The sequence below is a fragment of the Streptomyces sp. NPDC003247 genome (assembly GCF_042888135.1).
In the GTDB taxonomy this organism is placed as follows: Bacteria; Actinomycetota; Actinomycetes; order Streptomycetales; family Streptomycetaceae; genus Streptomyces.
In genome coordinates, this window is the sequence record NZ_JBIAPF010000003.1 from 6,951 (window position 1) to 19,703 (window position 12,753).

The following is a 12,753-nucleotide window of genomic DNA, read 5'->3' on the forward strand; positions in this document are numbered from 1 at the left end:
GCCCTGAGGACTCCGGGCCGATCCGGCCCTGAGGACTCCGGGCCGATCCGGCCCTGAGGACTCCGGGCCGATCCGGCCCTGAGGACTCCGGGCCGATCCGGCCCTGAGGACTCCGGGCCGGGTCCGGAGCATTCGGCGGGGGGGCGGAGCATCGGACGCCGTGGCGGTCCGGGCCGGGGTGTCCGGGCCCGGCGGCCAGCGGCCGGCGGCCGGCGCCCGGCGGCCGGCGCCCGGCGCCCGGTGGCCGGTGGACGGTGGCCGGTGGCCGGTGGACGGTGGCCGGTGGCCGGCGCCCGGTGGCCGGTGGACGGTGGCCGGTGGACGGTGGCCGGTGGCCGGCGCCCGGTGGCCGGTGGACGGTGGCCGGTGGCCGGTGGCACGGTCCGGCGCGTCAGAGTCCGTCCGCTCCCTTGGGGATGCCGTACGCCCGCTCCGCGCGCAGCCGGACGACCAGGCGGCGGTCGCGGACCATGGCCGCGCGGTAGTCCTCCCAGTCGGGGTGCTCGCCCAGGACGTCCCGGTAGAGGCGGACGAGTTCCTCGACGGTCTCGTCGTAGGGGTGCTCGGCGACGGGCGAGAGCTCGGCGGTGGCCTCGACGACGGTGTAGGCGCGGCGGTCGGCGGCGGACACGTGGTACGACGCCCGGGGGTCCCGGCGGAGGTTGCGGGTCTTGGCGCGGTCGTCCGTGACGGAGATCCGCACCACGCCCTCGTCCGGGTCGTAGTGGTGGGTGACGTTCGACAGCTGGGGGCGGCCGTCGCGCTTGAGGGTGACCAGTACGCCGTCGCGGCCCTCGGAGAGCAGCGCCAGCAGGGCGTGCTGCCTGGTGTCCTGAGTCATGTCCGGAACAACCGGCGGACGCCCCGCCGGCATTCCCTCCGCCACTGCGCCCCCTGCGCGCCTCAGGCCGCGAGGCCCGGTCCCCCGCATCCCCGTCAGATCGGTAGACAGTGTCTACGAAATCTTGGTAGACACTGTCCATGAGCGATGACGTGGGGAAGCCCGGCCCGGATCTACGGGTCCGGCTCGTGGACGTGGGGGTGGAGCTGGTCGCCCGCGAGGGTGCCGGGGCGCTGACGCTGCGGGAGATCGCGCGGCGGGCCGGTGTCTCGCACGGGGCGCCGCGCCGCTACTTCCCCACGCACCTGGAGCTGTTGTCGGCCATCGCCCGCCGGGGCTTCACCGAGCTGGCCGGGCGGGTGACGACCACCCTCGGCGACGGGACCGCCCCGGCGCGCGAGCAGGTCGGCGACCTGGGGATCACCTACCTGCGGTTCGCCCTGGACAACCCCGGCATGTACGAGCTGATGTTCCGGCACGACCTGTTGCGCAGCGGCCACCTGCGGCTGCGGGACACCAGCCTGCCGCTGTTCGGCGTGCTGGTGGACCTGGTCGGGCGGGTCCGCCCCGCCGCCGACGCCCGCGCCGTCGCGGGCGCGCTCTGGGCCAACCTGCACGGCATCGCCCAGCTGTGGCGCTGGGGCAGTCTCCAGTTCGCCACCGGCACCGACGACTTCGTACCGCTGCTGCGGACCGCTCTCGACGCGCACCTGGGGCCGGAGGCCGGCCGGTGAACCGCCGTGCGGTCCTGGCGGGCAGTGTGGCGGGGGCCGTGGTGGTCGCCCTGGACGGCACCGTCCTCACGGTCGCCCAGCCCACCCTCCGGCACGACCTCGGCGCCTCCGTCGCCCAGGTCCAGTGGACCGGCACCGGCTATCTCGTGGCCGTGGCGAGCCTGCTGGTGTTCGCCGGGCGGCTCGGCGACCGGTGCGGACACCGGCGCACGTTCGCGGTCGGCATGCTCGGCTTCGGCGCGGTCTCCGCGGGCATCGCGGTGGCGCCCGGCGTGGGCTGGGTGATCGCCCTGCGCGTCGTACAGGGCCTGTTCGGGGCACTGTTGCAGCCGGCGACCCTCGCCATGCTGCGGACGGCGTACCCGGCGGACGGGCTGCGGCGACCGCTCGCGGTGCGCACGGCCGCGATCGGCCTGGCGGCCGCCGCCGGGCCGGTGGTGGGCGGGGCGCTGACGACCGGGTTCGGCTGGCGGGCCGTGTTCCTGCTGAACGTCGTGCCCTGTCTGGTGTTCGGGGTGCTCGCCCTCGCCCCGGGGACACGGCCGCGCGCGGACACGCGGCCCGCCGTGGCCCTGGACGTGCCCGGGGCGCTGCTGCTCGCGGTGGCGCTGGCGTGTCTGGTGCACACCCTGGTCGCGCCGCTCGCCGTGACCGCCGCACCCGGCGCCGCGGTGGCCGCGGTGGCCGTCCTGACCGGCGCGGCCTTCGTGACGCACGAGCGCCGCACCCCCTCCCCGCTGCTGCCCCCGGACGTCATCGGCGTCCCCGCGGTGGGCGGGGCGCTCGCCCTGCTGGTCACCACGTCGGCGGCCCTCAACGGCGCGCTCTTCGCCTGTGTCTACGTCCTCCAGGACGGCCTGGGGCTCACCCCGCTGCGCACCGCCCTGCTCAGCATGCCGCTGGCCGCGCTGCTGATCGCCGCGGCGCCGGCCTCCGCGGTCCTGCTGCGCCGGGCCGGCGCGGGCCCCACGGTCGCCGGGGCGGTGGCCGTCCTCGCCTCAGGTCTCCTCGTCCTCGCCGGAGCGTCCGGACCGGGCGGCTTCTGCCTCGGGTTCGCGCTGGTGGGAGCGGGTTTCGGCACGGTCATGACGGCGGCCGGCCATGTCGTCGTACGGCAGGCTCCCGCCCGGTGGGCCGGGGTGGCGGGCGGGTTGCAGCAGACGGCGATGAACGTCGGACCGGTGCTCGGTGTGGCGTCCGCGACCGTGCTCATGGGGCAGGCCGGGCCCCGGACCCCGCTCGTCGCGCTGGCCGTGGCGGCCGTGGCGGCGGTCCCCGTCTGCCGGCTGCTCCCGGGCCGGTCGCGTCCCGGCCCCGACGCCCTCCCGGCGGACCTCCCGGCGGTCCACCCGGCGGTCCAACCGGCGGTCCACCCGGCGGTCCAACCGGCGGTCCGTCCGGCAGGCCGACCGGCGGGCCCTCCCCCGGGACCTGCCGGTCGGAGCGACACGGAGCACACCTCTCACGGCGTCGAAAAAGACCTTTTCCCGCCGTCCCTGCGCGACCATGAGGTCTGAGGTCGTTCCGGCGGGGTATGCCGGACCGCACCTCGAACGAACGTACCGGAGGAGAGCGATGGCACAGCTGCGACAAGAGGTCGACCCGAGCGAGGTCGGGCTGGACGCGAAGGCCCTGGACCGCCTCGACCAGCACGTCGCCCACCTGGTCGACGAGGGGCGGCTGCCCGGCTTCCTCGTGGCCGTCGCCCGCGGTGGCCGTGTCGCGCACCTCACCGCCCACGGCCACCGCGACATCGCCGCCGGGCTGCCCGTCACACCGGACACGATGTGGCGGATCTACTCGATGACCAAGCCGTTCACCTCCGTCGCCGCGCTGATGCTGGTGGAGGAGGGCCGGCTCTCCCTCGACGACCCCGTCGCCGCCCACCTCCCGGCCTTCGCCGACCAGCGCGTCCATGTCTCCGGCTCCGGCGCGGACATGACGACCCGTCCGGTCGGACAGCCCGTCCTGGTACGGCACCTGATGACCCACACCGCGGGTCTGACCTTCGCCTTCTACCACTGCCACCCGGTGGACGCCCTCTACCGCGAGGCGGGCCTGGAGTCGGCGGTGCTGCCGGGCTCGGACCTGGCCGAGACCGTCGAGGCGTACGCGCGTCTGCCGCTCCAGTTCGAGCCGGGCACACAGTGGAACTACTCGGTCGCCACCAACGTCCTCGGCCGGATCATCGAGGTCGTCTCCGGACAGCCCCTCGACGTGTTCCTCACCGAGCGGATCTTCCGCCCGCTCGGCCTGCCGGACGCGGGCTTCCAGGTCGACGGCGAACAGGCGGGCCGGCTGGCCGAGTTGTACGGGGACACCGACGACGGCGGCCTGGAGCCGATCCCCGGCCTGCCGCTGTCCGGGCGGCCCCGGTTCCTGTCCGGCAGCGGCGGGATGGTCGCGACCGCGTACGACGTCCACCGGTTCGCGGAACTGCTGCGCCGCCGCGGCGAACTCGACGGCACCCGTCTGCTCAGGCCGGACACGGTGGACCTGATGACCCGCAACCACCTGCCCGGTGGCGCCGACCTGCGCGCCGTCGGCAGCCGCCCGGCGCACGACGAGCCCGGCAACGACGGCGTCGGCTTCGGCCTCGGCGTCTCCGTGGTGATCGACCCGGAGCGCACCCAGGCGCCGTCCGGACTCGGCACCTACGGCTGGAGCGGGGTGGCCACGACGACGTTCTGGGTCGACCCGAGCCGCGACCTGACCGTGCAGTTCCTGACACAGGTGAGGCCGAGGAGGTCGCTGAAGCTGTACCCCGACCTCAAGCGCCTGGTCCACGAGGCGGTCACGGACTGACGGAGGCCGGGGTCGTCCCGGCCGGCCCGCGGCGGCACCGCGGCACCCGGGGGGCGCCGGAAGCACCGGGGGCGCGAGGCCCGTGGACCGGGCGGCGGACGGACGGGGCGTCAGGACCAGTGGGCCACCGCGTCCAGGTGGGGCAGGTGGTGGTCCAGCCGCTCCCGCTTGGTGCGCAGGTACGTGATGTTGTTCTCGCACGGCGGGATCAGCAGCGGCACCTGCTCGGCGACCTCGACGCCGTTGTCCACCAGCGCCTCGCGCTTGCGCGGGTTGTTCGACATCAGACGGACCGAGCGCACCCCCAGGTCCTTAAGGATCCCGGCGGCCACGCCGTAGTCGCGGGCGTCCACCGGCAGTCCGAGGGCGAGGTTCGCCTCGACGGTGTCCAGGCCCTCCGCCTGGAGGGCCATCGCCCGCAGCTTGCCGAGCAGTCCGATACCGCGCCCTTCGTGCCCGCGCAGGTAGACCACTATCCCGCGCCCCTCGGCGACGACGGCCCGGAGCGCCGCGTCCAGTTGGTCGCCGCACTCGCAGTGCTGGGAGCCGAACGCGTCGCCGGTGAGGCACTCCGAGTGCAGCCGCGTCAGCACGTCCTCGGTGCCGATCTGGCCGTACACCAGGGCCACCTGCTCGTCACCGCGGTCATGGTCGAGGTAGCCGACCGCCTGGAAATTCCCGTACACCGTGGGCAGCGGCGCATTCACCACACGCTCCACACCGCTGCGCTGCGGGGACTTCTTGCCGAGGACGCCGATTTTTTCTGTCATGATCTGGTTCCTGGTTTCTGAGCGGAGACGAAAGGCCGGGAAATGATGAGTGGTTCGGGAATACGGACGGACGTGTACGGGCCGCTGCCGGCGGACACCACGGAGGACGTACGCGCCCGCGGCGCGGGCCTCACGACGCAGGTGGCGGTCCTGCCCGTCGGCAGCTTCGAACAGCACGGCCCGTACCTGCCGTTGGCCACGGACACGCTCGTCGCGTGCGCCATCGCCCGGGAGATCGCCGCCGCGTACCCGGTGCACCTGCTGCCGCCGGTGACCATCGCCTGCTCGCACGAGCACGCGGCCTGGCCGGGGACCGTCAGCATCTCCTCCGTGACCCTTCACTCGGTGGTACGGGACATCGCGGCGTCGCTGCGCCGCTCGGGCGTCGAGGCCCTGGTACTGGTCAACGGGCACGGCGGGAACTACGTCCTGGGCAACGCGGTCCAGGAGTCGTCCGCCCGCGGCGAGCGGATGGCGCTCTTCCCGGCCCCGGAGGACTGGGAGGCGGCGCGGGAGCGGTCCGGGGTGTCGACCTCGTTGCTCACCGACATGCACGCCGGGGAGATCGAGACCTCGATCCTGCTGCACGCCCATCCGGAACTCGTCCGGCCCGGTTACGAGTCCGCCGATCTCACCGCGGACGACCGTCGCCATCTGCTCACGCTGGGAATGTCCGCCTATACCGATTCGGGCGTCATCGGCCGTCCTTCCCTGGGGTCCGCGGAAAAGGGGAAGGAACTCCTGGCGAGCCTGGCGGATTCCTTCGGCGCGTATTTCTCGATATTGACGGAACCGGCCGGGACCGCCGATCCGGAAGAAATCGAGACCGAAGCCGGAGCCGGAGCCGGAGCCGAACCCGGATCCGGATCCGGTGCCGGAGTCGGTGCCGGAGTCGGTGCCGCGGCCGAAGCGGGAATCGGAGCCGCCGGGACCGGAGCCGCGGGGGGCGAGCGCGGGTAGGGCCCGTCGGGCGCGTGGCCGGGTCCGGCGTCCGACACGGCACTCCCGGCCGCGCCCCCGCCCGCGCCCGCCGTCGAACCGGTTGCCGCCGCCGTCCCGCTCCGCAGACCCTCGTACCAGCGCACGACGAGGACGACGGCGCCCGGCAGCGCGGCCGCGAAGCTCAGCACCCCGTACACGACGGCGACCGCCAGTCCGGTCTGCGCGCCGAGTCCGGCCGCGCCGAACGCCCAGGCGGTGACGCCCTCCCGGGGGCCGAAGCCGCCGACGTTCAGCGGCAGGCTCATCGCGAGCAGGGCGAGGACCGCGAGCGGCAGCACCGTCAGGACGGGCGCGGTGCTGCCGGCGACCCGGGCGGCCACGACGAACGTCGCGACGTGCCCGGCGAGGACGACCACGGACGACAGGGCGACACCGGGCCCGTTGCACCGGGACAGCAGCCCCTCGCGCGCCTCCGCCAGCGCCGCCCGCGCCCGCCCGCCGCGCCGCCCCGCCGGGGAGTTCATCCGTACGGCGAGGACGACGGCGAGCGCGCCCACCGCACCGAGTGCGGCGAGCGGCGCGACGTGCCGTACGTCGGCCCTGACCGGGGACGGCAGCACCAGCAGGACCGTCACTCCCCCGGCGGCCAGCACGAGCTGCCCCGCCGTGCGCTCCAGCGCCACGGCCCGCACCCCGCGGCCCACGTCACCGGCGCTCCGCCCGTGCCGTACCGCGCGGTGCACGTCACCGAGGATGCCGCCGGGCAGGGCCGCGTTCAGGAAGAGCGAACGGTAGTAGTCGGCGACGGCCGGCCGGAGCGGCAGCCGGATGCGCAGACCGCGCGCCACCAGCGCCCACCGCCACGCGCTGAACACGGTGGTGACCGCCCCGATGCCCAGGGCCACCAGCAGCGTGGCCAGGTCGATCCGGCGCACCCCCTCCAGAAAGACGCCGGTTCCCATCCGCCACACCAGGACGGCGAGGACGGCGACCCCGGCGAGCGTCCCGAAGTGCGCGCGACCGCCCCGGACGACCCGCCCGACCCACGAGCGCCTCGCGATGCCCGGGGTGCCCGGGGTGCCGGTGCCGGTCCGGGCAGCAGTGGCGCAGGGTCCGGTGTCCGCGGCACGGACTCCGGTGGGCGTGCCCCGGCCTCCGGTGGCCGTGGCACGGGGTCCCGCGGCGGCTCCGGCGCCGACGCCCGCACCGGGAGCGGTCCCAGGTCCGGCGTACGGTCCCGTCGGTACCGCGTCCGCCGCTTCCACTTCCACGGCCCGGGACGGGCACACGACGGTGCCGGTGCCCGCCGGGCTCGTGCCGCGCCGGGGCGGCACGGCCGGACGGCGGCGGGCGGGCGGTGCGCCCTCGGGGCGTGTCACGGACGGCGGTGCGCCCTCGGCACGTGCCACGGACGGCGCCGTGCACGCCGGGGCGCCCACGGCGTCCGCGGTGTGCACGGCGTCCGCGGTGTGCACGGCCTCCGCGCCCATCACGCGCCGCCCGTCGGCCGCGCGAGGGCGAGCAGGTCGCTGTGGTGGACGGTGACGCGCAGTTCGCCGGCCGCGCAGGCGGCGAGCCGGGCGGTGAGGTAGGTCCGGGCGCGGTCGGCGAGGCCGGGACGCTGTTCGACGGCCGCGCCGACCCAGCCGCGCAGCCACTGCTCGGTGAGGGCGGCCTCGTCGGGGCCGAGCCGCCAGGCGCTGGGGTGCACCTTGACGGTGGCGCCGTGCTCGGCGAACGCCTCGCAGGCGACGGTGACCGCGTCGGGGCCGAGGAGGCCGCCGCGCCGCTGGTGGTCGTTGAAGGCGGCGGCGATCTCGTCGTCCAGGGGGTCGTGCGGGGTCAGTTCGACGCGGCCGGCGACCGACAGGGTCAGCAGGGCGGGGCAGCCGGCGCCCGCGCAGGCCGCGGCGAGGGTCTCGACCTCGTCGCGGGTGAGGACGTCGAGCAGGGCCGAGGCGGTGACCAGCGAGGCGCCGACCAGGGCGTCCGGGGTGAGCCGGGCGACATCGCCGCGGCGCGTCTCGACGGTGACGCGGCTGCCGTCGGCGGCGGCGCGCGGGGAGGCGACGGCCGCGAAGTGCAGCAGGTAGGGGTCGCGGTCGTGGAGGATCCAGTGCTGGGCGCCGTCGAGGCGGGGCGCCAGCCAGCGTCCCATGGAGCCGGTGCCGCAGCCCAGGTCGTGCACGGCGAGTCCGCCGCAGCGGCCGGGCAGGTTGGCGAGCCGGATCCGCAGCGGGTCCAGCAGGTCCACCGACCGCGCGGCGGCGTCGGCGGGCTCCCGCAACTGGAGCCACTCGGGGGCGTAGCGGGGCGGCTCGTCGGCGTCGTCGTCCCCGCGCAGCCGTACGGTGGCCCGCTCGCCGGGGCGGGCCACGGGCCCGGCGCCCTCGATGACGGCAGACGGGCCGGCGTCCTCCACGCCGGCCGACGGCCCGGCGCCCTCGCCGACAACCGACGAGCCGGCGCCCTCGCCCACAGCCGACGAGCCGGCATCCTCGACGACAGCCGACGGGCCGGCGCCTTCCACGACGGCCGACGGCCTGGCGTCCTCGATGACGGCCGACGGCCCGGCACCCTCCGCGACCGCCGACAGCCCGGCACCCTTCCCTACGGCCGACGGGCCGGCGTCCTCCACGACGGCAGACGACCCGGCACCTTCCACGACAGCCGACAGCCCAGCGCCCTCGCCGACAACCGACGACCCGCCACCCCCCACGACAGCCGACGGCCCAGCGCCCTTCCCCACGGCCGGGGGCCCGGCGTCCCGGGTGTCGTTCCTCGGGCCGGTGTCGTTCCTCGGGCCGGTGTCGTTCCTCGGGCCGGGCTGGGCCGGGATGTGTCCCACCACGCGCGCCACGTCCGCCGGGGTCGCCGTCGTCTTCCTCATGCCGCCCTCCGGGGTTCGTCGGGAAGCCGGCCGAGGACGCCGGCCAGGCTCTGGGCGGTGGACGCCCAGCCGTTGAGGGCCGCCCGGCGGCCGCGTGCGGCGGCCTTCAGCCGGCGCCGTACGTCGGCCTCGCCGAACCAGCCGCGCAGTTCGGCCGCGAGGGCGGCCGGGTCCTCCGGCGGGACGAGGATGCCGGGGACACCGCCGTCGGGGGCGCGGCCGACCGCCTCGGGCAGCCCGCCGACGTCCGTCGCGAGGACGGGGATGCCGCGCGCGAGGGCCTCGGTGACCGCCATGCCGTAGGTCTCGGCGTAGGAGGTGAGGACCATCAGGTCGGCGTCGGCGTAGGCGGCGTCGAGTGCGGCGCCGGTCTTGGGGCCCGCCAGCTCCAGCCGGTCCTGGAGGCCGTACCGCTCGATGAGGGCGCGCAGACGGGCGACGTACGCGGGGTCCTGCCCGAGACCGCCGACGCACACGCAGCTCCACGGCAGGTCGGTCACCGCGGCCAGGGCCTCCACCAGCCGGTGCTGGCCCTTGCGCGGGGTGACCGAGGCCACGCACAGCAGACGGGAGACGCCGTCGGTGCCGGAGGCGAGCGGGGCGATGTCGGCGCCGGGGGCGGCGACGTGAACCGTCTGCGGGGCGAGGCCGTGGTGGGAGACGAGGCGGCGGACCGCCCAGTCGCTGGTGGCGATCACGGCGGGGACGGCGCGCAGCACCTCGCGCTCCCGGGCGTCGAGTTCGGCCGCCACCTCGGGGGCGAGGCCCCGCTCGTCGCCCAGCGGGAGGTGGACGAGGACGGCGAGCCGCAGGCGCTGCGTCTCGGGCACGACGACCTCGGGGACGCCGCAGGCGACGAGCCCGTCCATGAGGACCACGGTGCCGTCGGGCAACGCGGCCAGGGTGCGGGCGAGTTCGGCGCGGGCGGCGGCCCGGGGGCGGGGCCACTCACCGGTCACGAGGTGCTTGTGGACCTGCCAGCCGAAGCCGGGCAGGTCCAGGCAGACCCGCCGGTCGTAGGCGTTGCCGCCGCTGGGGTTCGCCGGGTCGTCGACACCGCCCGGCATGACGAAGTGCACGGAACGCAGGGACATGGGGATGATCCCGCCGCTCTGGGGGACCGCCGCCCGTGCGGGCGCGGTCTGCGCGGGCACGTACGTGAGCGGGGTCTGCGGCACGGTCTGCACGGTCTGCACGGCTTTCTCCAGGGTCACGTCGGTCACAGGGCACGCTCGTAACTCGCCCAGGCGACGTGCGACTCGTGCAGGGTGACGGAGAGGGAGGCGATGCCCCGGGCGCCCTCGCCGAGCGCGCCCTGGTGGATCCGCTCGGCGAGCCGGTCGGCGATCACCCGGGCGAGGAACTCGGTGGAGGTGTTGATCCCGGCGAAGTCGGGCTCGTTGTCCAGGTTCCGGTAGTTCAGCTCGCCGGTCACGGCGCCGAGTTCCTGGGTGGCCAGTCCGATGTCGACGACGATGTTGTCGTCGTCCAGCTGCTCGCGACGGAAGGTGGCGTCCACCAGGAACGTCGCTCCGTGCAGGCGCTGCGCGGGTCCGAAGACCTCGCCGCGGAAGCTGTGGGCGACCATGATGTGATCGCGGACGGTGACACTGAACAACGGACGACCCTCCAGGTGCGGCGCGTCTGGTCCCCCGGCCGTCTGCCGCCGGAGGATGCCGTGTAGTACGGCTCTTCGCTTCCCCGTGTTCAGACGGCTCGCACTCTTTTCTCAGGTCAGGCGCTCCACCGCGGGGAGGGTGACCGGTTCGCGGGCCACGGGACGGCGGCCGGGTCAGTGGGCCTCGGGGACGGTGACCGGTCAGTGGGCCGCGGGGACAGTGGCCGGTCAGTGGGCCTCGGGCGCGTACCGGACGCGGTGGCAGAGCGCGGGCAGCTCACCGGAGGTCAGCTTCGGCATCACCTCGGGCAGTTCCTCGAACGCGCTCTCCCCGGTGACGAGGGCGTCGAGCGCCGGATCGGCGAGCAGGTCGAGGGCGAGGGCGAGCCGGTCGGCGTAGGTGCGGTGGGCGCGGGCCGGGGAGACGGTGCCGACCTGGCTGCCGCGGATGACCAGGCGCCGGGAGTGGAAGGCCTCGCCGAGCGGCAGGGAGACCCGCCGGTCGCCGTACCAGCTCAGTTCGACGACGGTGCCCTCGGCGGTGAGGAGTTCCAGGGAGCGGGCGAGTCCCTGCTCGGTGGCGCTGGCGTGCACGACGAGGTCGCAGCCGCCCGACGCCTCCTCGGGGGCGGCGAATCCGACGCCGAGCGCCGCGGCGACGTCCGCCCGCGCCGGGTCGGCGTCGACCAGTTGCACCCGTACGCCGGGGAAGCGGGCGAGCAGCGCGGCGACCGAGCAGCCGACCATGCCGCCGCCGACCACCGCGATCCGGTCGCCGACCAGCGGGGCCGCGTCCCACAGGGCGTTGACGGCGGTCTCCACCGTGCCGGCCAGGACGGCCCGTCCGGCGGGCACGGCGTCCGGGACGACCGTCACGGCGGAGGCCGGGACGACGAAGCGGGTCTGGTGCGGGAAGAGGGAGAACACCGTACGGCCGGCCAGCGCGTCCGGGCCCTCCTCCACGACGCCGACGTTGAGATAGCCGTACTTCACCGGCGCCGGGAAGTCGCCCTCCTGGAACGGTGCGCGCATCGCCGTGTGCTGGCTGACGGGCACTCCGCCGCGGAAGACGAGGGTCTCCGTGCCGCGGCTGATGCCGGAGTACAGCGAGCGGACGACGACCTCGTCGTCGGCGGGGTCCGGCAGGGTGACGTCGCGGATCTCGCCGTGACCGGGCGCACCGATCCAGAACGCACGTGCGGCGCGGTTCATCGGCCTCCTCCTGAACGATCGGGGAACTGCTCACGTACCGAGGTGCACAGGCCGCGCACAGTACGCGGCACTGATCGACTCTGTCACCAGGCCGGAGGATGTGCGGTGGCCCTGAACGACTTTTACGACGCTCACGACGCGAGGCCGGTCCAGCAGGAGACCGCTGTGGGAGCGGGCGTGCAGATCCTGGTGCTGGCCCTGCTCGGCACGGCGATCGGCATGGGGCCGGCGGGCTGGGTGACCGGGCTCGTCTTCGCCGTCGCCCTGTGGGCGGTGCTCGCGCGGGCGCTGCACCGCTCCGGGCTGCGGTCCTTCGGTCCGGCCAACCGGGTCACCCTCGGCCGGGCCACCCTCGTCGGCGGGGTGACGGCGCTGGTCGCGGACTCCTTCGTGAGCGCGCCGCCGGTCTCGCTGCTGGTCGGCCTGACGGCGGTGGCGCTGCTGCTCGACGGTGTCGACGGCAAGGTCGCCCGCCGCACGGGCACGTCGACGGCGCTGGGCGCGCGCTTCGACATGGAGGTGGACGCGTTCCTGATCCTGGTGCTCAGCGTGTACGTGTCGACGGCGCTGGGCCCGTGGGTCCTGCTGATCGGCTCCATGCGGTACGCCTTCGTCGCGGTGGCCCGTGTCGCCCCCTGGCTGAACGCGCCGCTGCGGCCCAGCACCGCCCGCAAGACGGTCGCCGCGCTCCAGGGCGTCTGCCTGCTCGTCGCGGGCGCGGACCTGCTGCCGTACGCGGCGAACGCCGGCGTCGTCCTGCTGGCCCTGGCCCTGCTGGTGTGGTCCTTCGGCCGGGACGTCCTGTGGCTGTGGCGGACCTCGCGGACCGGGACGCGGCGGGCTCCGGTGTCACCGGTGCCGGCGCTGGAGCTGGAGCTGGAGCTGGCGGGCCGTTGACCCGAACTCCGGTGCGGAAAGGGCGGGTTCAGGGAAGGGCGGTC

11 protein-coding genes and 1 pseudogene are annotated in these 12,753 nt (G+C 75.3%); 5 read left to right on the forward strand and 7 right to left on the reverse strand.

Annotation, left to right across the window (positions count from 1 at the left end; all coding sequences use genetic code 11):
* Positions 1-391 precede the first annotated feature (391 nt).
* On the reverse strand, positions 392-841 hold the full coding sequence (locus ACFYWQ_RS09595) for a PPOX class F420-dependent oxidoreductase (protein WP_389514474.1): 450 nt from the start codon (positions 839-841) through the stop codon (positions 392-394).
* 140 nt (positions 842-981) lie between these two features.
* Here ACFYWQ_RS09595 and ACFYWQ_RS09600 point away from each other — a divergent pair, with 140 nt between their 5' ends.
* From ACFYWQ_RS09600 to ACFYWQ_RS09610, 3 genes are read left to right on the forward strand one after another with little or no spacing between them, the layout of a single operon-like run.
* Positions 982-1,575, forward strand: coding sequence for a TetR/AcrR family transcriptional regulator (locus ACFYWQ_RS09600; RefSeq protein WP_389514476.1), 594 nt, complete (start codon positions 982-984; stop codon positions 1,573-1,575).
* Positions 1,572-3,092 (forward strand): MFS transporter, encoded by a 1,521-nt coding sequence (locus tag ACFYWQ_RS09605; protein ID WP_389514478.1) that lies wholly within the window; start codon positions 1,572-1,574, stop codon positions 3,090-3,092. Before ACFYWQ_RS09600 ends, ACFYWQ_RS09605 begins: the two co-directional genes overlap by 4 nt.
* Positions 3,093-3,150: 58 nt before the next feature.
* The gene (locus tag ACFYWQ_RS09610; protein ID WP_389514480.1) at positions 3,151-4,380 is read left to right on the forward strand and encodes a serine hydrolase domain-containing protein; all 1,230 of its coding nucleotides are present in this window, start codon (positions 3,151-3,153) and stop codon (positions 4,378-4,380) included.
* Positions 4,381-4,490: 110 nt separating this feature from the next.
* Here ACFYWQ_RS09610 and ribA read toward each other — a convergent pair whose 3' ends face one another.
* Entirely contained in the window at positions 4,491-5,150 is a 660-nt protein-coding gene (gene ribA / locus ACFYWQ_RS09615; RefSeq protein WP_389514482.1) for a GTP cyclohydrolase II, read from the reverse strand.
* A gap of 45 nt (positions 5,151-5,195) precedes the next feature.
* Between ribA and ACFYWQ_RS09620 the strand changes: the two are divergent.
* Positions 5,196-5,855: pseudogene (locus tag ACFYWQ_RS09620) on the forward strand (creatininase family protein); the annotation flags it as partial.
* Here ACFYWQ_RS09620 and ACFYWQ_RS09625 read toward each other — a convergent pair.
* From ACFYWQ_RS09625 to ACFYWQ_RS09645, 5 genes are all read right to left on the reverse strand, one after another.
* Positions 5,828-7,153, reverse strand: a complete 1,326-nt coding sequence (locus ACFYWQ_RS09625; RefSeq protein ID WP_389515900.1) for a YbhN family protein — start codon at positions 7,151-7,153, stop codon at positions 5,828-5,830. The pseudogene ACFYWQ_RS09620 and the gene ACFYWQ_RS09625 sit on opposite strands and share 28 nt — an antisense overlap.
* A gap of 428 nt (positions 7,154-7,581) precedes the next feature.
* Entirely contained in the window at positions 7,582-8,514 is a 933-nt protein-coding gene (locus ACFYWQ_RS09630; RefSeq protein ID WP_389515901.1) for an SAM-dependent methyltransferase, read from the reverse strand.
* A 464-nt stretch (positions 8,515-8,978) separates the two neighbouring features.
* Positions 8,979-10,205: a glycosyltransferase family 4 protein gene (locus tag ACFYWQ_RS09635; protein WP_389514484.1), complete on the reverse strand. Its 1,227-nt coding sequence runs from the start codon at positions 10,203-10,205 to the stop codon at positions 8,979-8,981.
* Positions 10,202-10,600: a 6-pyruvoyl tetrahydropterin synthase family protein gene (locus tag ACFYWQ_RS09640; protein ID WP_389514486.1), complete on the reverse strand. Its 399-nt coding sequence runs from the start codon at positions 10,598-10,600 to the stop codon at positions 10,202-10,204. The genes ACFYWQ_RS09635 and ACFYWQ_RS09640 overlap by 4 nt, the downstream gene beginning before the upstream one ends.
* Positions 10,601-10,828: 228 nt before the next feature.
* Entirely contained in the window at positions 10,829-11,812 is a 984-nt protein-coding gene (locus tag ACFYWQ_RS09645) for a zinc-binding alcohol dehydrogenase (protein ID WP_389514488.1), read from the reverse strand.
* Between the two features lie 105 nt (positions 11,813-11,917).
* Between ACFYWQ_RS09645 and ACFYWQ_RS09650 the strand changes: the two genes are divergently transcribed.
* Positions 11,918-12,709: a CDP-alcohol phosphatidyltransferase family protein gene (locus tag ACFYWQ_RS09650; protein ID WP_389514490.1), complete on the forward strand. Its 792-nt coding sequence runs from the start codon at positions 11,918-11,920 to the stop codon at positions 12,707-12,709.
* The last annotated feature ends 44 nt before the right edge of the window (positions 12,710-12,753 follow it).

Coding starts and splice junctions, on each gene's coding strand:
- ribA (WP_389514482.1), bottom strand. CDS start 5,150: ATGACAGAAAAAATCGGCGTCCTCGGCAAGAAGTCCCCGCAGCGCAGC.
- ACFYWQ_RS09645 (WP_389514488.1), bottom strand. CDS start 11,812: ATGAACCGCGCCGCACGTGCGTTCTGGATCGGTGCGCCCGGTCACGGC.
- ACFYWQ_RS09600 (WP_389514476.1), top strand. CDS start 982: ATGAGCGATGACGTGGGGAAGCCCGGCCCGGATCTACGGGTCCGGCTC.
- ACFYWQ_RS09610 (WP_389514480.1), top strand. CDS start 3,151: ATGGCACAGCTGCGACAAGAGGTCGACCCGAGCGAGGTCGGGCTGGAC.
- ACFYWQ_RS09595 (WP_389514474.1), bottom strand. CDS start 841: ATGACTCAGGACACCAGGCAGCACGCCCTGCTGGCGCTGCTCTCCGAG.